The organism is Variovorax sp. H27-G14, from assembly GCF_046156345.1.
GTDB lineage: Bacteria > Pseudomonadota > Gammaproteobacteria > Burkholderiales > Burkholderiaceae_C > Variovorax.
This window is the reverse complement of sequence record NZ_JAYLVN010000007.1, coordinates 1-17,576: the sequence shown is the minus strand read 5'-3', so window position 1 is coordinate 17,576 and position 17,576 is coordinate 1. Positions and strand designations below refer to the sequence as shown.

The window sequence follows — 17,576 nt, the reverse complement described above, 5'->3', positions numbered from 1 at the left end:
CCAACCGCGTCGGAATTGAGCCGGACTTCAGCCGAAGTTCGGCGCGCGCCGTTCGCGCAGCGAGGCCACGCCTTCCCGCACGTCGGCGCCCGCGAAGCCCATGAATTCGAGCGCCAGCGAGGCGTCGAAGGTCGGGCCGGCCTGGCGCAGCCAGTTGTTCAGCGCGTACTTGGTCAGGCGAATGGCGCTCTGGCTGCCGGCCGCGAGCCGGTCGGCCACTTCGTAGGCGCGCGGCAGCAGGTCGGCCTCTTCCACCGCGAGCGACACCAGGCCGATGCGCTCGGCCTCCTCGCCGCTCACCGGCTCGCACAGCAGCAGGTGGTACTTGGCCTTGGCCATGCCGCACAGCAGCGGCCAGACGATGGCCGCATGGTCGCCCGCCGCCACGCCCAGGCGGGTGTGGCCGTCGACGATCTTGGCGTTCTTCGCGGCAATGGAAATGTCGGCCAGCAAGCCTGCCACCAGCCCCGCGCCCACGGCCGGGCCGTGCATGGCGCTCACGATGGGTTTGTCGCAGTTGATGATGTTGTAGACCAGGTCGCGTGCCTCGCGCCACACGCGCTGGCGCACCGCGTCGTCGGTGGTCATGTCCTGCACCATGGCCAGGTCGCCGCCACCCGAAAAACCCAGGCCCTCGCCCCGAAGCACCGCGCAACGCACCGTGTCGTCGGCCGACACGTCGCGCCAGATTTCCGCGAGCTCGCGGTGGCCGTCATGGCCCGCCGTGGGCAGCTTGCCGTTGGCGGCGCGCATCTGGATGTCGAGCACCGCGCCGTTGGCGCCGCGGCGCGTGATGGCAAGGGTCTTGTAACGGGTGTAGTCCATGGGGGTTCCGGTGTCTCGGTGTTTATTTCTTGACCGCTACCTCGCGGCAGCGTTTCACGTTGGCGTCCAGGCGTGAGGCCAGGCCGGGTTCGCACTCATCAGACGGCACCAGCCGGCACATGCCGACCACAGCGTAGTCCATGACGGCGGCGGTGCACATCGGGTAGGCCGCAAGGTCGGGGTTGGCCGTCACCTTGAAGCCCCAGCGCTCCGAGAACTGCACCGTGCGCGCCATGGCGCCCTGAAAGAAGCTGCGGTCCTTCGCGGCAATGGCGGCCTCCATGCGGGGCAGTTCCTCGTTGAGGTAGCCGACCGAATCGAGCGGAAAGTCGGCCGGGTTCTGCTGCGCGCAGGCCAGGGAAGCGGCCAGCACGAAAGGCAAGGCGGCCAGAGCGCGCAGAACGGGAGGGAGCGGGGGGCGAAGGGGCGAGCGGTGAAGATGCATGGCGACGGATTTTGCAACGTTTTGAAGCATCTTTGAATGCGTGGCGATGCGTGGGCGCGACGCCTACCTGCCCTTCTTCTGCTTGTCGAACTTGCGCCAGTACTGGAACTCGTCCTCGTGCACCTCGAGGTCGACCTCGGCAATGCGCTGCTGCAGGCGCTCCTGCACCTCTGCCACGGCGCGGTTGTAGACGAGCGGACCGACCTCCTCCAGGAAGAAGCCGAGCAGCGCGCCCGCGCCGATGTTGCCGATCGGCTCTTCCATGTTCTCCTGAAAGTAGCGCTGGATCGAGGCGATGGCCAGCTGGCGCGCTTCCTTCGAAATCTCGATGGTCATGGGTGCTTGTCTCCAGGGATTTCCGGGGGTCGGTCGGTCGAAGGATTGTGCCGGGCACCGCTACCATCCCCACACACAACAACACCGGAGACAGACACCATGACTTTCCGCCCCGCCGCGCTCGCGGCGCTTGCATTGGCCGCCCTTGCCACGCTCTCGGCTTGCGCGCCCCTCACGCCCACCGTTGCGCAACGCCAGCTGATGCTGGTCGCCAACGACGAGAAGCAGTCGTGGAACGACGCCGGCGCCGTCATCCTCGGCCCCATGGGTCGCGACACCGTGCAGGTGCTCGACATCGGCACCGACCCGCTCGCACCCAAGCTGCTAGGCACGCTGCAGCTGGACAACACCATCGCCGGTCCACCGACCAACCTGGCGATCACGCCTGGCGAAACGCTGGCGCTGGTCGCCAATTCGCTCAACGTGGTCGAGGAGAACGGCGTGCGCAAGCAGGTGCCCGACAACCGCCTCTTCGTGATCGACCTGACCACCACGCCGCCCAAGCTGCTGGACACGCTGCAACTCGGCAAGCAGCCCTCGGGCCTGTCGATCAACCGCGCGGGCACGCTGGCGCTGGTGGCCAACCGCGCCGACAACTCGGTGAGCGTGCTGCGCATCGCGGGCAAGAAGGTCACGCTGATCGACACGGTGGCCATGGGCGATTCGGTGGCGCATGTGCGCTTCACGCCGGACGGCAAGCGCGCGCTGGCCGCCAAGTTCACCACCCACAAGATCGCGCTGCTCGAGGTTGACGGCGAGAAGGTCAGCTACAACAAGGTCGACCTGGCGGCAGGCCTGTGGCCCTACAACGTCGACGTGACGCCCGATGGCAAGCTGGCGCTGACGGCGGACAACGGCAACTCGGGTGCGTCCGACGGCCAGGTCGACACGGTGAGCGTGATCGACATGGAGGCCACGCCGCCGCGCGTGGTCGACAAGGTGGTGGTCGGCGACGGCCCCGAAGGCCTGGCCGTGAGCCCGACCGGGCGGCATGCGGTGGCGGTGATTCTGCGGGGCAGCAACTCGGCCAAGAACGCCTACTTCTACAACCGCAACGGCTCGGTGGTGCTGCTGAAGATCGACGGCAAGAAGGTCACGCGCGCCAACGAGGTGGTGGTGCGCGGCCTGCCCGAAGGCGCGGTGTGGAGCGCCGACGGCAAGTACCTGTACGTGGGCAACTTCATCGACCAGGACATCACGATATTGAGGCTCGATGGCGACACGCTGGTGCCCACGGGCAAATCGTTTCCGCTGCAGGGGCATCCCGCTGCCATGCGCGGGACAATGACGCACTGATTCCACTCCGTCCCCGAACAAAGAAGCCATGGCGCAACCCAAACGACAACTCCGCACGCTCGAACGCGGCATTCTCTGCCTCGTGATCGGCGCCGCCGTTCTGCTGGGGCCCCGCTTTCTGCAAGGCACACGCTGGTTCGAGATGGTCGCGGGCGCGTACCTGGTCGGCTGGTTCGCGCTGGTGCTGGGGGCGGTGCTGGTGGTCGGCGAGCTGATCAAGCGCGGCAAACAAGGCAAAGGGCCGCGTCAGTAAAGAAAAAACCCGCCAGCAGGCGGGTTTTCAACAAGGGAAGCGGTTGCCCGCAGCCGCTCGAGCCTTGCTCAAGCCTTCTTCTTGCGCAGCTTGCCGACCAGCTCCACCACGGCCAGCACGATGGCGCCGGCCACCAGGCCCACGGCGGCATTCACGCCCATCGAGCCCAGCGTGCCGAACACGCCGCCCGTGGCCTTGGACCAGTCTTCCACGGCATGGCCGAAGGCCGGCACGCCGTGCACCAGGATGCCGCCACCCACCAGGAACATGGCGGCGGTGCCAGCCACCGACAGCCCCTTCATGAGCCACGGTGCCGCCCACAGGATGGCGCGGCCAAAGGCTTGCGAGGCGGCGCTCGCGCGCTGACTCAGGTAGAGGCCCGCGTCGTCGAGCTTCACGATGCCGGCCACCAGGCCGTACACGCCAATGGTCATGATCAGCGCAATGCCGACCAGCACGCTCAGCTGCGTGAGAAAGGGCTGGCCCTGCACGGTGCCCAGCGTGATGGCGATGATTTCGGCAGAAAGAATGAAGTCGGTGCGCACGGCGCCCTTGATCTTGTCCTTCTCGATGGCGACCAGGTCGACGGCGGTGTCGGCCACGGCCTTCTCGTGGCGCTCGGTGTCGGCCGCGAGTTCGTTCTTGTGCAGGAACTTGTGCGCGAGCTTCTCGAAGCCTTCGAAGCAGAGAAAGGCGCCGCCCACCATCAGCAGCGGCGTAACCAGCCACGGCAGCCAGGTGCCGATGGCGAGCGCGGCCGGCACCAGAATGGCCTTGTTGACCAGCGAGCCCTTGCACACCGCCCACACCACCGGAATTTCGCGCTCGGCCCTCACGCCGGACACCTGCTGCGCATTCAGCGCAAGGTCGTCACCCAGCACGCCGGCGGTTTTCTTGGCGGCCACCTTGGTGAGGACCGACACGTCGTCGAGCACGGTCGCAATGTCGTCTAGCAGCAGGAGAAGGCTGGTGGCCATGGGCAAAAAGGGTGGGCTGAAAAGAAGCGGCGAGCTTATCCGCAGCCGCCACCGGGCCTTGCAATAACCGTACGCACGCGCCACGAACGTGGCGCAGATGGGAATTCACCACGAACGTGGCGAAGATGAGAACTCACCACGAACGTGGCGAAGATGAGAACTCACCACGAACGTGGCGAAGATGGGAATTCACGACGCACGTGGCGCGAAAGCCAATTCGCGTGGCGAATCAGAGCGCGCTCAGCGCCAGGGTGAGCACCGTGACCAGCGAGGCGCCGAACAGCACGAGCCCCACGCGGCGGCGGCGGTGCGTGAGCATCCACAGCGCCACGCCCGACAGCGACAGAAAGATCAGACTGCCCGCGAGCGTGTCGACCACCAGAATCCACGCCAGCGGCATGCCGCCGCCCTTGTGCATGTTGGTGAGCGTGGCGAAAAAGCCGTTGTGCGTGGTGGCCACGCCCACTGACCGGTTGCCCTGCCAGTACTCGGCCTGCACGATCTCGTTCGGCCCGCCGAAATTGAAGACCCAGTGCGCCGGCTGCGTGAGCACCGGCGCGCTCTTGTCGTTCTTGTCGGCCCAGGCCACGGGCTTGGCCGCTTCGATGCGCGTGCTGTCGGGCGGCCCGCTCATGCGCAGCGCGCCCTGCAGCCATTGGCTCATGGCCTCGGGCGTTTCCGGCACGGGCTCGGGCAGCGCCAGTTGCGCACGGGTGCGCTCCTGGGCCTGCGGCAGCTTCAGCACGTTGCGGTGGTTGAGCCAGATGCCGCTGAAACCGAACAACAGCCCCAGCACCGCGCCCCACAAGCCGAACCAGCCGTGGGTGCGGCGGATCCAGTGCACGACGACGGTGCGGCGCTGGTGGGCACGCACGCGCGTGGCGTGGTTCAGGGTGCTGCTGTCGGCGCTCATGCGTCAGGCCACAGTGCGCTTCAGGCGAATTTCTTCCACGCGCACGGAACCCATGGCGGTCGTCTTGGCGGTCTTCATCTCGCGCTTGAAGCCAGCGAGTTCGTGAAAACGCACGGCGCGGTCGTTGCGAATGGGCACCCACACGGTGACGTTGGTGCAGCCCTCTTCTTCGAGGCCGTCGCGGGCGGCGTCCCACAGGGCCACGCCCACGCCCTTGCTCCAGTGCTCGGGCTTGACGTAGATGGCCCAGATTTCACCCGTGGTGGGTGGGGTCTTGGGGTCGCGCGAGCGGTCGTAGCCGACGAAACCGACGACCTCGTTGCCCAGCACGGCCACCCGGACCTGGGGCTCGCTGTACTCGATGGCTTCGCGCCACTTGGCTTCGCGCGAGGCAGGGGCCAGCACGGGCAGCTCTTCTTCGGGGAGGATGCCTTGGTAGGCGGCCTTGACGGACAGGGCATGAACTTCAGCGACAGCCTTGGCGTCGCGCAGGGTGGCGGGGCGAACTTCGTAATCGGACATGAATGCAGGAAATCGGATGGAACCGGCTATTGTCGCCGCACCGCTAAACTGCCTGCTGTATCCGTCGTAACAACAGGAGAAATCGACATGGCCAAAGGTCAGCAACGCGCCAACAAGGAAACGAAGAAACCGAAGAAGGACACTTCGCCGCCCAAGCCCGTGGGCACCGGCGGCATCGAGCCCGTGCGCACGCTCACGACCGCCGTGATTCCCCGCGGCAAGCTCAAGAACAAGTGACCGACGACGCACCAGCGCCGGCCCCGACGGTCCCCGCGGCCAAGAAGGCCCAGCCGCGCAACCCGCTGCACGGGCTGACGCTGGAGGCCATCGTCACCACGCTGGCCGACTACTACGGATGGGAGCACCTGAGCGAGCTGGTTCCCATCCGTTGTTTTGCCATCGACCCGAGCGTGGGCTCCAGCCTGAAGTTCTTGCGCAAGACGCCGTGGGCGCGCGAGAAGGTCGAGAGCCTGTACCTGTTCATGCTGCGCGAGCAGCGCCGCGAGCAGCAACAACAACCGCAGCCAGCGCCGCTGCACGACCTGCAGCAAGACGTGCAGCAAGACCTGCCGCAAGACCCGCCTGCCCAGCCATGAAGGTCCGACTCGAGCCCTCGGGCCTCGACTTCGAGACCGACGCGCAGACCACACTGCTCAAAGCGGCCGAGGCCGCCGGCATCGAGCTGCCGAGTTCGTGCCGCAATGGCACCTGCCGCACCTGCATCTGCCTGCGGCTGTCCGGCGAAACCCGCCACACCATCGACTGGCCCGGCCTGAGCGCCGACGAAAAGGCCGAGGGCTGGATCCTGCCCTGCGTGGCGCAGGCACTTGGCGACCTGTCACTCGAAGCGCCGGCTGCGCGTTCGCTTTTTTCCGACTAGAACCGCGCGAATCAGGGCTGCGGGCGCACCGACGGTGCCGCCACCACCAGCCGGTCGCGCTGCGCCAGCGAGGGGAACAGCTTGAACCAGGTGAGCGCGACCAGCACCGTGCCCACACCGCCCACCACCACGGAGCCGACCGGCCCCAGCAGCGCCGCCGTGGCGCCCGACTCGAACTCGCCCAGCTGGTTGCTGGCGCCGATGAAGATCGAATTGACCGCGCTCACCCGACCGCGCATGGCATCCGGCGTTTCCAGTTGCACCAGCGTCTGGCGAATCACCACGTTGACCATGTCGGCGCCGCCTGACACGGCCAGCGCAATCAGCGACACCACAAAGCTCTTCGATATGCCGAACACCACCATGCACACGCCGAACAGCGCAATGGCCAGCAGCAGCGTGCGGCCCACGTTGCGCTCCACCGGCCGGCGCGTGAGCGCGATGGACATCACCAGCGCGCCCACCGCCGGCGCGCCGCGCAGCAGGCCGAGCCCCCAGGGCCCGGTGTGCAGGATGTCCTTGGCGTAGATGGGCAGCAGCGCCACCGCGCCGCCCAGGAGCACCGCGAACAGGTCGAGCGAGACCGCGCCGAGCACGGGCTTGCGCTTCCAGATGAAGTCGACCCCCGCGAACACGGTGGCCAGCGTGACCGGCTCGCGCGCGGCCGGCGTGTAGGCGTACCGCAGGCGCAGCACCAGCGCGCACGCAATCACGAAGCACGCCACGCTGGCGCCATAGACCACCGCCATGCCCGCCACGAACAGCAGGCCGCCCAGGGCCGGGCCGCCGATGATCGCGCCCTGCATGCCGGCCGAGCTGAAAGCCATGGCGCGCGCCAGCATGGTGGGCGGCACCAGCAGCGGCGTGAGCGCCTGCTGCGCGGGCATCTGGAACGCCCGCACGGCGCCCAGCACCAGCGACAGGCCCAGCAGCAGGCCGCGCGTGTCGTGCTTCTCCATCACCGCCAGCAGCAGCACCAGCGCCACCAGCCCCTGCACCGCAAAGCAGGCCGCCACGATGCGCCCGCGGTGGTGGCGGTCGACGATATGGCCCGCCAGCAGGGCCAGCAGCAGCGCCGGCACGAACTGGTAGAGGCCGACAAGGCCCAGGTCCCAGGCGCTGCCGGTGAGGTCGTACATGTGCCAGCCAATGGCCACCAGCAGCATCTGCGAGGCGGCGGTGCCGAACAGGCGCGCCGTCCACATCTGCATGAAGGGGCGTTCGCGCGTCAGGTCGGAAAAGCTGGGGGGAGAAGCGGAGCCGGCGGCCGGAGCGGCGGTGGCAGGAGAAGAAGGGGGAGCAGGAGAAGAAGAGGGGGCAGGTGCGGGGCCGGACATTCGTTCGAGGATAGCCGAGGCTTCGTGAGCGGGTCGTGAGCATGCTGCGATGGCCCCGCCGCGCCCACCAGGCGCTCTCTACACTCGGCGGCACCCATGACCTGCGCCCCCCTGCTGTCCCCCGTTCACGAAGACCCGTACCTGCTGGTGCTCGACAAGCCCGCCGGCCTGCTCTGCGTGCCCGGCCGCGGTGACGACAAGCAAGACTGCCTGAGTGCGCGCGCCATGCGCCAGTGGCCAGACGCGCTCATCGTGCACCGGCTCGACATGGGCACCAGCGGTTTGGTAGTGATGGCGCGCGGCATTGCAATGCAGCGCGCGCTGAGCGCGGCCTTTGCCGAGCGGCGCGTGAGCAAGCGCTACGAGGCCATCGTCGATGGCGCGATGCCGCTGCGAGAAGACTGGTCGTCGATCGATGCGCCGCTGATGGCCGACTGGCCGCGCCGCCCGCTGCAGAAAACCGACCCCGCCGGCAAGCCGAGTGTCACGCGGTGGAAGGCGCTGTCTTCATCGACCCACGGCGGGGCGGTGTCCACCCATGTGCTGCTGGAGCCGCTGACCGGCCGGTCGCACCAGCTGCGCGTGCACCTGCTGTCGGTGGGCCATCCGATTCTGGGTGATGCGCTCTATGGCGATGCCGCGGTGCAGGCCCGGGCGCCGCGCCTGCTGCTGCATGCGAGCGAGCTGGGCTTGCTGCACCCGGTGACGCAAGAGCGCCTTGAATTCAGGCACGCACCTGACTTCGCACCCGCCGCTCGAATTGACGCTTAGTTGAAGTCGCCCTTGACCACCAGCACGGGCATGTTCGCGTCCTGCAGCACGCGCTGAGTGACGCTGCCCAGCAGCAGCTTCTCGATGCCGCTGCGCCCATGCGAGCCCATCACGATCAGATCGGCCGCGATGGCGATGGCCGTGTCGACGATGCCTTCGTGCACCACATGGCCGTCGATCACGCGCTGGTCGCTGTGCAGCCCTTCGGCCGCGAGCGCGGCCACGCCGCGAGCGAGTGCCGCATTGGCGCTGGCCGTGGCGGCGGCCAGGTATTCGTTCTGGCCGAGCGCATAGTCCGCGCCCACGCCGATGAAGGGGTAGTTGTCGATCACGTGAATCAACGTGATGCGGCTGCCGAAAGCCAGCGCCAGGCCACTGGCCTTGCTGACGGCGAGCATGGAAGTTTCGGAGCCGTCGATCGGAACCAGGATGTGATTGAACATGGCGGGACCTCGCTTTAGTTCACAGACAGACACGGCTCCTGAGGAGTGACAAGAAACCGGGTCTCGAATTTAACCGCTGTTGTGCAGCGGGGCTGTAGGACTCGTGCCAGCGAGGACGCACTGCGCTCGCGCGTTCGACGCTGCGCGGGGCCGTCGCACGGGCTCAGTCCCCTTGGAAACCCTTGGCCCGGCAGGTGATCACGAGCGTGTCGCGCCAGCCTTCAGCGCCGTCTTCGAGCGGCTGGATGGGCGTGGACTCATGAATCACGCGCGCGTCGTCGAGCACCAGCAGGCTCCACGGCTCGGTCATGGTGAAGCGTTCGCCGCGCCGGCCGTTGGCCTCGAACACGCGCGTTTCGCCGCCCTTGATGCCGTGGCGCCCCACCAGCGCAACGGCCACCAGGTCGACGCCGTCGCGGTGCGCGCCTTCGGGCGTCGGGCGGCCGATGCCGCCGGCCGTGTCGATGCGGAATTGGTGCGCTTCCACGTACCAGCGCTGCGGCGCGCCGCGCATGTTGCTGCTGGCCTGGCCGAGCTGCTGCAGCAGACGCTGCCACACCGGCTGCGCCACGGTGGCTTCACGCATGGGCGCAAACCAGCGCTGCATGCCGCCGTGCAGCGCGTTGTATTCCACCGGCTGCCAGTGCGCGCGGTGCGGCACCTGGGCCAGCGTGCCGTGACCATCGGACTCAGCGGCCTCTACCGTGAAGCAGGCATGGCGCCGTGTGCGGTAGCGCCCGCCGTCCTTCAGGTATTCGTCGGGCGGCAGGTCGTTCCAGTCGGCATGCAGCGCGTCGAGCTGCGCCAGCGGCGTGCCCAGCCATTCGCTGACACCCTGCGGGCTCAGCACCGCGTAGCCCTGCTCGCGCAAGGCGGCGGGCAGCTCGGCGGGGGAAATGAAAGGCGGCGCGAAAGCGGCCGTGGTCACTGCGCGCTGACCTTCACGTCCTTCCAGAACGCCACGCGGTCGCGGATTTCTTCGGCTTCGGGCTTGGGGTCGGGGTAGTACCAGGCGGCGTCGGTGTTGAGCTCGCCGTTGACCAGCAGCGAGAAATAGCTCGCGGACCCCTTCCAGGGGCAGGTGGTCTTGTGGTTGCTGAAGGTCACGTGATCGCGATTGAGCGAACTCATCGGGAAATAGTGGTTGCCTTCAACGAGCACGGTGTCGTCGCTTTCGGCGATGGTGACGCCGTTCCAGGTTGCTTTCATGGTCTCGGTCTCCAGGGGGAGGGGTTGCGGGCGCTTGCCGTTGCGCATGCCGCACGGGGCAGCGCTATTGTGCCGCTGCCGCAAGGCTCGCCCGCGTCGTTGCCCTATCGACCCTGTTCCGGCTGGTTTATTTGCCAGGCGCGCAGGCCTAGGCTGCCAGCCAGTGCACGCTGAAGAGCCGTTCAGGGTCGGTCCACACAGCGCCCGGCTTGAAGCCCGCGCGCACCGCGAGCGCACGCAAGCCGTCCACCGTGAACTTGTGCGAGTACTCCGTGTGAATGGTCTCGCCCTCCTCGAAGCCGAAGCGTTCTCCGTTCAAGGAAACGCTCTGGGCCCGGCGGCTCACCAGGTGCATTTCGATGCGTTGCCGGGGCGCGTTGTAGAACGCCGCATGCGCGAAGCCGTCGACATCGAAGTCGGCGTCCAGCTCCAGGTTGGCGCGCCGCAGCAGGTTGAGGTTGAACTCCCCCGTCACGCCCTGCGCGTCGTTGTAGGCCGCATGCAGCCGCGCCGGGTCTTTCACCAGGTCGACGCCAATCAGCAAGCCCCCGCCGCGCAGCATGCGCGCGGCCAACTGCAGGAAAGCGAGCGCTTCTTCGGGCTCGAAATTGCCGATCGTCGAGCCCGGAAAAAACCCGACCCGGCGCCCTGCCCCCGGCATGGGCGCGGGCAGCACCAGCGGCATGGTGTAGTCGGCCGCAATGGGCTGCACCACCAGCGCCGGATAGTCGGCCTTCAGTCGCTGCGCAGCTGCCTCCAGGTGCTCGCCGGAGATGTCGATGGGCAGGTAGCGCTTCGGCGTCTCCAGTGCATCGAGCAAAAGCCGCACCTTCGTCAACGACCCGGCGCCGAACTCGACGATTTCCGCGTTCGGCCCGATCTGCTCGGCGATCTCGCCCGCGCACTCGCCCAGAATGCGCAGCTCGGTGCGCGTGGGGTAGTACTCGGGCAGGTCGCAGATGCGGTCGAACAGCTGCGAGCCCGCCACGTCATAGAAGAACTTGGGCGAAATGCTGCGCGGCGAGCGTGCCAGCCCGGCCTGCATTTCGCGCCCGAATTCCGACACCGGTGCCGCGTCGGCAGCCTCGGCAACAGGCGATTTATTTGACGATGCACCGCCCTTGGCAGGCACGAAAGACAGCGAAGACGAGTTGGTTGGATTGCGCATGATCAAAGGTCTTTCGCGAGCCGCAGCCCCGAGAACTGCCAGCGCGCGGCCGGCGGAAAAAAGTTGCGGTAGCTGGGCCGCGTGTGGCCCTCTGGCGTGGCCACGCTGCCACCTCGCAACACCAACTGCCCCACCATGAACTTGCCGTTGTATTCGGCGGCAATCCCAGGCATGGGGCGAAAGCCCGGGTACGGGTCGTACGACGAACGCGTCCACTGCCACACATGGCCCGTCATCTGCATGATGCCGGGCGCGTTGCAGGCCGCCTCCCATTCGAACTCCGTTGGCAGGCGCGCACCGGCCCATTCGGCGTACGCGGCGGCTTCGTAAAAACTCAGTTGCGACACCGGCGCGTCGGCCTCCATCGGCCGTACGCCGTGCAGGCCGAACACATGCCAGCTGGCGGCGCCCTGCGTCTGCAAACCGAAGCCCAGTCGAGGATCGTCGGGCGCGAGCCAGTAAGCGGGATGACGCCAGCCGTTCGCTTGCACCGCGGCCCAGCCGTCGGACAGCCAGAGCTCGGGGCGCTGGTAGCCGCCGTCGGCAATGAACTGGGCGTAGTCGCCGCAGTTGACCAGCCGGTCGGCCATGGCGTGCGGCTGTACCAGCGCGCGGTGGCGCGGCGTCTCGCTGTCGAAGCAGAACGCCGGCTGCCCCGGGTGCTCCGCGAACCCCACCTCGACCACGCCGCCGGCCTGTTCGATCCAGCGCATCGCAGGCGCCACCGTGGCCAGCCGCAGCGCGGGCCCGCTCGCGGGCTTGTAGGCCGGCAGCAGCGGGTTGCACGACAGGGCATGCAGGATGTCGGTAAGCAGCAGCTCCTGGTGCTGCTGCTCATGGTTGAGACCGAGCGTGACGATGGGCTCCACGGTTGCCCAGTCGAACGCGCCCTCTTCCATCAGCGCCACCACCGCGTCGTCGACATGGCGGCGGTACGCATGCACCTCGTCCACTGAAGGCCGCGTGAGCAGGCCGCGTTGCGGGCGCGGATGGCGCGGCCCCAACGCCTCGTAATACGAGTTGAAGAGGTAGTGAAAACGCAGGTCGAAGGGCGTGTAGCCCGTGGCGTGCGGTTGCAGCAGCACGGTTTCGAAGAACCAGGTCGTGTGCGCCAGATGCCACTTGGTGGGGCTTGCATCGGGCATGGACTGGATGCACTGGTCTTCGGCGGAAAGCGGGGCGGCCAGCGCCAGGCTCATGGCGCGCACCTCGCGAAACTTGTCGCGCAGTGCGCTTGCCGCCGGTGTGATCGGCCGGGAAAGCGTCATGGGGTCTCCAGTCGGGTCAGCCGCAAGTTGTAGCCCATCCGGGTGACGGCGGTGCGTAGGACAAAAGCCCGCAGCCCCGCAGCCGAAAAATCGGCGGGCAGCCACTGTGGCACAAGACGCCGGGGCGTGCAGGGGGGCTGCGTATCATCCGTCGGATGCAAACGACCAACCCCTCGGGCAGGCCCCAAGTCGTCATCGTCGGCTGCGGATTCGGCGGACTGGAAGCCGCGCGCAAGCTGCAAGGCGCCAATGTCGATGTGACGGTGATCGACAAGACCAACCACCACCTGTTCCAGCCCCTGCTCTACCAGGTGGCGACCGCCGGGCTGGCGGCGCCCTCCATCGCGGCGCCGGTGCGCTCGCTGTTTCGCAAGCAGCCGAACATCACCACACTGCTGGGCGAGGTAAGCGGCATCGACCCCGCCACCCGCACGGTGCACCTGGCCCACGGCGACCATGTGCCTTACGACCACCTGATCGTTGCGGCGGGTGCCACGCACAGCTACTTCGGGCACGACGAATGGGCGCCCGTGGCACCGGGCCTGAAGACGCTGGCCGATGCCTTCGAAATCCGCCGCCGCGTGCTGCTGTCTTTCGAAAACGCCGAGATCACCACCAACCCCGAGCGCCGCAGCGCCCTGCTCACCTTCGTGGTGATCGGCGCCGGCCCCACGGGCGTGGAAATGGCCGGCACGCTGGCCGAGATTGCCAAGCACACGCTGGCCGGCGAGTTCCGCCACATCGACCCGAGCCGCTCGCAGGTGCTGCTGGTGGAAGGCGGCCCGCGCGTGCTGCAGGCCATGCCTGAATCGCTGAGCCAGAAGGCGCTGGAACAACTGGAGAAACTGGGTGTCGAGGTGCGGCTGAACGCGCGCGTTACGGCCATCGACGCCACCGGGCTCGAGGTGCAGACCGGCGGTGGTGCAGACGGCGCACCTGTCACGAGCTACCGAATCAGTAGCAGCTGCGTGGTGTGGGCGGCCGGCGTGGCGGCCTCGCCGCTGGGGCGCATGCTGGGCACGGCCACCGGCGTGGAATGCGACCGCGCCGGGCGCATCAAGGTCGAGCCCGACCTGAGCCTGGCGGGCCACCCCGAAATCAGCGTGGTCGGCGACCTGGCGGCCGCCATGAGCCATGCGCCCGGCAAGCCGCCCAAGCCGGTGCCCGGCGTGTCGCCCGGCGCCAAGCAGATGGGGCGCGCGGCCGCGGCCAATGTGCTGCGCCGCATCGCGGGCGAGCCGACGGTGCCGTTCCGCTATGCGGACTACGGCAACCTGGCCACCATCGGGCGCAACTCGGCCGTGGTCGACCTGGGCACGCCGTTCGGGCCGCTGCGGTTCAGCGGACGGCTCGCGTGGCTGTTCTGGCTGTTCGCGCACGCGTACTTCCTGATCGGCTTTCGCAACCGCATCGTCGTGATGATGGACTGGGCCGGCGCGTACTGGAGCTTCAGGCGCCACGCGCGCGTGGTGGCGGACGTGCAGGGCAAGAGCGAGTCCTGAGCGCCAACGCCCGAAAGAAAAAGCCTCAGAAGAAGCTGCCCCAGCCCCGGCCCGAACCCGCGCCGCCCCAATGCGGCTGCTCGGCGCGCTGGCGCTTGCGCCAGTCCCAGGGTGGCGTGGGTTTGGCGTCGGTCCACAGGCCCAGGTGGCGCGCCCGCGCGCTGTTCTGCAGCCTGAACAGCCCGCCGCCGCGCTTGGTGGCGATGCGGTTGTAGTCGTACACCCAGGCCCAGCCGTCGGACACCATGCGGGTGCCGACGTCCTCGCCGTTGCAGTCCACGTCGGCCACGGTGCGGCCGTAGCGGTCGGTGTCAATCTCGGTGATGCGCGCCTTTTCCTGGAAGCAGAGGCTGCTCAGCGCCTGCTTGCTGCGCTGGCCGTAAGGCTGTGATTTTTCGGGCGCATCGATGGCGGCAATGCGCACCTTCACACGCTCATAGGCGCCGCTGCGCCCGCAACGTGCGGTAAGCGTGTCGCCGTCGCTGATGCCGACGACAAGGCAGGTGCGGGGAGCGGCGTGGGAGAGAAGCGGAACGCCCAGGAGGCAAAAAATGGAAAAGACGGAGAGCAGTGCGCGAAAGTGCATGAAAGAGCAGGAGATAGGCAGGTGCCGGAGAATGGCCGCCGGATCAAGGCTAAGTCATCCGTGTGCCGCGGCGCTGCAGTACACAGACTTTTTCCTTTTCCTTTTCCTTTGCTCCCCCTCTTTCTTCCGCCAGCGCTTCGAAGGAGACACCGCACCATGCAAGAACCGACCAACGACGACTGGTTTCTCGCGGCCAATGACGCATGGGATGCCGGTGCGCACAAGAAGGCGCTTTCGCTGTTCCTGAAAGCGGCCGCCGCGGGCGAAACCCATGCGCTCAACAGCGTGGGCTACTTTCTGGACCACGGCATCGGCGTGAAGCAAAACGCCGAGGCCGCGCGCGCGTGGTACCGCAAGGCCGCCAGGGCTGGCGACATCGCGGGCTGCGCGAACCTGGCCATCTGCTACCGCGACGAAGGCAACTTTCGCTGGGCCCGCTTCTGGTTCGAGCGGGCCTATGCGCAGGGCGACGACGACGCGGCGCTGGAGTTGGGGCGCCTGTTTTTGTGGGAAGGCCCCAACCAGAACCACCGCAAGGTGGTCGACTACCTGAGCAAGGCTGCGGCTTCGCCGCGCATCAGCGCGGACGGGCGCAAGGAAGCCGGGTCGCTGCTGAAGTCGCTGGCGCGCAAGTAGGCGCTGCTTACGAGGTGGCTTGCGGGGCCGCGCTGCTCTCGTCTTCCTGCAGCAGCCGCCACATCACCTTGCCGCTGCCGCTCTTGGGCAGCGTTTATGGACGACATGGGATGCCATAGGATCGCGTTTTCCTCTGTGAAGGACGGCGATCTTTCCGATGTTGTCCGATAAAATACGAGGAGGTTTTCCGTATTTTTTCCGTACTAACCATGGCTACAAAGATCGACACCGTCTCGGCGCGAGGCCGCTTGCAACCGCGGCGTGAACCCTACTGGCATCGCGTCAGCAAGGGCAACTATCTCGGATTTCGCAAGACTGGCGCCTCCGACGGCGGCACCTGGATCGCTCGCGCTTTTGACGAAGGTACACGCAAGCAGGTCTACCATGCACTTGGCGATTTCTCTGCTCTCGCCGACCATCAACGCTACGACGCTGCAGTGAAAGCCGCTCAGGTGCGGTTCGATCACCTTGGCAAGGGCGGCAGCACCGACGTAACCACAATCGCTGACGTATGCAGGATCTATGTCGCGCATCTTCGAGACACGAAAGGCGACAAACCCGCGGACGATGCTGAGGCGAGATTCAATCGCCACGTACTCAGTGACCGCAAGTTCTCTGCAATCGAGTTGACTAAGCTTGCTCCAGTACACATCGAGGCGTGGCGCAGGGCCTTGCGCGCGAAGCCAAACCCTTCGGGAGTGAACAAGGGAATGAAGAGGTCGGAAAGCGCGGTGAATCGCGACGTAAACTCTTTCCGCGCCGCCCTTAATCTTGCGTTCAATGATGGCCTCGTCACATCGAATTTCGCTTGGCGTGCCAAGTTGGCACCCGCAAAAAATGCAGACCGTCGACGCGACATTTACTTAGATCTCGAACAACGAAAGAGGTTGGTCGCTTCGGCCACGCCAGACATGGCGGATTTCCTTCGAGCTCTATCACTGGTGCCGCTTCGCCCTGGTGCGATGGCGTCGCTCACAGTTGCCCAATTCGATGAGAGGCTTGGAGTACTGACAGTAGGCAAGGACAAGGCCGGCGGTGATCGGAAGATCCACTTGCCCGACAGCACCGCTGGATTTTTCGCGTCGCACTGCAAAGACAAGCTGCCAACAGCACAAATTTTTGCGAATTCCGCAGGTCGCCTATGGAACCGAGATACCTGGGGGTATCAGTTCAGTCGCGCATCAGTCGGGTCCGAAATGCCTGCCAAGGCATCAACCTACAGCGTCCGACATAGTGTCATCACCGATCTCATCCACGCAGGCGTCGACAGCCTTACCGTTGCCCAATTGTCTGGCACTAGCGTCGCGATGATCGAGAAGCATTATGGCCACCTCACGCGCGATCACGCGCGAGCGGCACTTGCATCACTGGCCTTTTAGCTGGGGTCGACTGAATGATGTCTTGTAACGCCTATTCTTATTGGGAATCTGTCCCTCGCTCTTTGGTTTATTCCCCGCTTTGCTCCCCAGTCTTCGTCTGATAGCCCACGACCCACGTTAGGGTACTTGCCCGTCCTTATCCTAACGCCCTCAGCGGCGCTCGCCAGCTACTGGGTACTGCATGCCAATGCTACCCGCCCCTGTCCGCGGCGCAGTTCGCCAAGCAGATCGGGTAGTTGGCCACGACGGCCACTGGCAGGACTTGGCCACGCGAGGTCAATATCTGCTGCCAATGATCTGCCTCTTCGGCGCGGTCATGTCAACGTGCGTCAGCGGGGCGGCGCGCCTTGTTCGATACGGCCTCCGCGAGCAGGCGAGCGCCTAAAACCCCGTTCGACTCATTTCTCGCATAGGGGTAACCCCCTCACATTGGCATCCAGCGAATACTGAAATCCAGATTAGGTATCAAAATAAAACCGCATGCATCCGCAAAACGCTACGATGAACTCGGTAGGACTGAGTAATTGGTCCTCAGTGCGTACCATCCATTTTTTTCCTTGCAGCATTGGTACGCAATGCGTATTATTTTTGCATGACTGCGCTAATAGATCCGCACCTCCCCTCCGACGGCGACATTGAAATGACGTCCCAGAAAGAATTCTTGATTCACGCCAAGAAAGTGCTGACCATCCGCGGGGAGCGGTGTTGGCGCCGGCCGAAATTTGACCCACCTGTGAGGGTTGTGCCGCTTCAAATTTGACCCGGGTGTTCAGCCTACCCTGCTGCTTTTTTAAGCGGTGGGGTATCAGGAGTGATCACTATGGCCATGA

General features: G+C 66.2%; 22 protein-coding genes. 9 read left to right on the top strand and 13 right to left on the bottom strand.

The window, feature by feature from the left end:
* Nucleotides 1-27: 27 nt before the first annotated feature.
* The 3 genes from VLK31_RS18090 to VLK31_RS18080 form a co-directional block, all read right to left on the bottom strand.
* On the bottom strand, nt 28-825 hold the full coding sequence (locus tag VLK31_RS18090) for an enoyl-CoA hydratase/isomerase family protein (protein WP_409169812.1): 798 nt from the start codon (nt 823-825) through the stop codon (nt 28-30).
* A gap of 22 nt (nt 826-847) precedes the next feature.
* On the bottom strand, nt 848-1,198 hold the full coding sequence (locus VLK31_RS18085; protein ID WP_409169811.1) for a hypothetical protein: 351 nt from the start codon (nt 1,196-1,198) through the stop codon (nt 848-850).
* Between the two features lie 135 nt (nt 1,199-1,333).
* The gene (locus tag VLK31_RS18080; protein WP_409169810.1) at nt 1,334-1,606 is read right to left on the bottom strand and encodes a DUF2164 domain-containing protein; all 273 of its coding nucleotides are present in this window, start codon (nt 1,604-1,606) and stop codon (nt 1,334-1,336) included.
* 99 nt (nt 1,607-1,705) lie between these two features.
* Here VLK31_RS18080 and VLK31_RS18075 point away from each other — a divergent pair, with 99 nt between their 5' ends.
* Complete coding sequence (locus VLK31_RS18075; protein ID WP_409169809.1) at nt 1,706-2,902, top strand: lactonase family protein; 1,197 nt, start codon at nt 1,706-1,708, stop codon at nt 2,900-2,902.
* Between the two features lie 28 nt (nt 2,903-2,930).
* Nucleotides 2,931-3,155, top strand: coding sequence for a hypothetical protein (locus VLK31_RS18070; RefSeq protein WP_409169808.1), 225 nt, complete (start codon nt 2,931-2,933; stop codon nt 3,153-3,155).
* Between the two features lie 68 nt (nt 3,156-3,223).
* Here the strand turns inward: VLK31_RS18070 and VLK31_RS18065 are convergent, their stop codons facing one another.
* The 3 genes from VLK31_RS18065 to VLK31_RS18055 form a co-directional block, all read right to left on the bottom strand.
* A complete protein-coding gene (locus VLK31_RS18065; RefSeq protein ID WP_409169807.1) occupies nt 3,224-4,132 on the bottom strand; it encodes a DUF808 domain-containing protein in 909 nt (302 codons plus the stop codon).
* Nucleotides 4,133-4,361: 229 nt separating this feature from the next.
* On the bottom strand, nt 4,362-5,045 hold the full coding sequence (locus tag VLK31_RS18060; RefSeq protein ID WP_409169806.1) for a PepSY-associated TM helix domain-containing protein: 684 nt from the start codon (nt 5,043-5,045) through the stop codon (nt 4,362-4,364).
* 3 nt (nt 5,046-5,048) lie between these two features.
* Entirely contained in the window at nt 5,049-5,567 is a 519-nt protein-coding gene (locus VLK31_RS18055) for a GNAT family N-acetyltransferase (RefSeq protein ID WP_409169805.1), read from the bottom strand.
* A gap of 87 nt (nt 5,568-5,654) precedes the next feature.
* Between VLK31_RS18055 and VLK31_RS18050 the strand changes: the two genes are divergently transcribed.
* Genes VLK31_RS18050 through VLK31_RS18040 form a run of 3 tightly spaced genes read left to right on the top strand, consistent with a single transcriptional unit; the run spans nt 5,655 to nt 6,447 of the window.
* Nucleotides 5,655-5,804 (top strand): hypothetical protein, encoded by a 150-nt coding sequence (locus VLK31_RS18050; RefSeq protein WP_409169804.1) that lies wholly within the window; start codon nt 5,655-5,657, stop codon nt 5,802-5,804.
* Entirely contained in the window at nt 5,801-6,163 is a 363-nt protein-coding gene (locus tag VLK31_RS18045) for a VF530 family DNA-binding protein (RefSeq protein WP_409169803.1), read from the top strand. The genes VLK31_RS18050 and VLK31_RS18045 overlap by 4 nt, the downstream gene beginning before the upstream one ends.
* A complete protein-coding gene (locus VLK31_RS18040) occupies nt 6,160-6,447 on the top strand; it encodes a 2Fe-2S iron-sulfur cluster-binding protein (protein ID WP_409169802.1) in 288 nt (95 codons plus the stop codon). Before VLK31_RS18045 ends, VLK31_RS18040 begins: the two co-directional genes overlap by 4 nt.
* A gap of 11 nt (nt 6,448-6,458) precedes the next feature.
* Here VLK31_RS18040 and VLK31_RS18035 read toward each other — a convergent pair whose 3' ends face one another.
* On the bottom strand, nt 6,459-7,658 hold the full coding sequence (locus VLK31_RS18035; RefSeq protein ID WP_409169801.1) for an MFS transporter: 1,200 nt from the start codon (nt 7,656-7,658) through the stop codon (nt 6,459-6,461).
* 222 nt (nt 7,659-7,880) lie between these two features.
* On the opposite strand from VLK31_RS18035, the gene VLK31_RS18030 reads away from it, so the two are divergent.
* Nucleotides 7,881-8,555: an RluA family pseudouridine synthase gene (locus VLK31_RS18030; protein ID WP_409169800.1), complete on the top strand. Its 675-nt coding sequence runs from the start codon at nt 7,881-7,883 to the stop codon at nt 8,553-8,555.
* On the opposite strand, the gene VLK31_RS18025 is transcribed toward VLK31_RS18030, so the two are convergent.
* The 5 genes from VLK31_RS18025 to egtB form a co-directional block, all read right to left on the bottom strand.
* A complete protein-coding gene (locus VLK31_RS18025; protein WP_409169799.1) occupies nt 8,552-8,998 on the bottom strand; it encodes a universal stress protein in 447 nt (148 codons plus the stop codon). The two genes, VLK31_RS18030 and VLK31_RS18025, sit on opposite strands and share 4 nt — an antisense overlap.
* Nucleotides 8,999-9,161: 163 nt before the next feature.
* On the bottom strand, nt 9,162-9,926 hold the full coding sequence (locus VLK31_RS18020; RefSeq protein WP_409169798.1) for a 2OG-Fe dioxygenase family protein: 765 nt from the start codon (nt 9,924-9,926) through the stop codon (nt 9,162-9,164).
* The gene (locus tag VLK31_RS18015) at nt 9,923-10,207 is read right to left on the bottom strand and encodes a DUF427 domain-containing protein (protein WP_409169797.1); all 285 of its coding nucleotides are present in this window, start codon (nt 10,205-10,207) and stop codon (nt 9,923-9,925) included. Before VLK31_RS18015 ends, VLK31_RS18020 begins: the two co-directional genes overlap by 4 nt.
* Before the next feature lie 148 nt (nt 10,208-10,355).
* Complete coding sequence (egtD, locus tag VLK31_RS18010) at nt 10,356-11,375, bottom strand: L-histidine N(alpha)-methyltransferase (RefSeq protein WP_409169796.1); 1,020 nt, start codon at nt 11,373-11,375, stop codon at nt 10,356-10,358.
* A gap of 2 nt (nt 11,376-11,377) precedes the next feature.
* A complete protein-coding gene (egtB, locus tag VLK31_RS18005; protein WP_409169795.1) occupies nt 11,378-12,643 on the bottom strand; it encodes an ergothioneine biosynthesis protein EgtB in 1,266 nt (421 codons plus the stop codon).
* Between the two features lie 155 nt (nt 12,644-12,798).
* Here egtB and VLK31_RS18000 point away from each other — a divergent pair, with 155 nt between their 5' ends.
* A complete protein-coding gene (locus tag VLK31_RS18000) occupies nt 12,799-14,145 on the top strand; it encodes an NAD(P)/FAD-dependent oxidoreductase (RefSeq protein WP_409169794.1) in 1,347 nt (448 codons plus the stop codon).
* A gap of 25 nt (nt 14,146-14,170) precedes the next feature.
* Here VLK31_RS18000 and VLK31_RS17995 read toward each other — a convergent pair whose 3' ends face one another.
* Nucleotides 14,171-14,731 carry a thermonuclease family protein gene (locus VLK31_RS17995; RefSeq protein WP_409169793.1) on the bottom strand — a complete coding sequence of 187 codons (561 nt, stop codon included), beginning with the start codon at nt 14,729-14,731 and terminating at the stop codon, nt 14,171-14,173.
* 156 nt (nt 14,732-14,887) lie between these two features.
* On the opposite strand from VLK31_RS17995, the gene VLK31_RS17990 reads away from it, so the two are divergent.
* Complete coding sequence (locus VLK31_RS17990; protein ID WP_409169792.1) at nt 14,888-15,367, top strand: tetratricopeptide repeat protein; 480 nt, start codon at nt 14,888-14,890, stop codon at nt 15,365-15,367.
* Nucleotides 15,368-15,576: 209 nt separating this feature from the next.
* On the top strand, nt 15,577-16,746 hold the full coding sequence (locus VLK31_RS17985; RefSeq protein WP_409169791.1) for a tyrosine-type recombinase/integrase: 1,170 nt from the start codon (nt 15,577-15,579) through the stop codon (nt 16,744-16,746).
* Nucleotides 16,747-17,576: the final 830 nt, after the last annotated feature.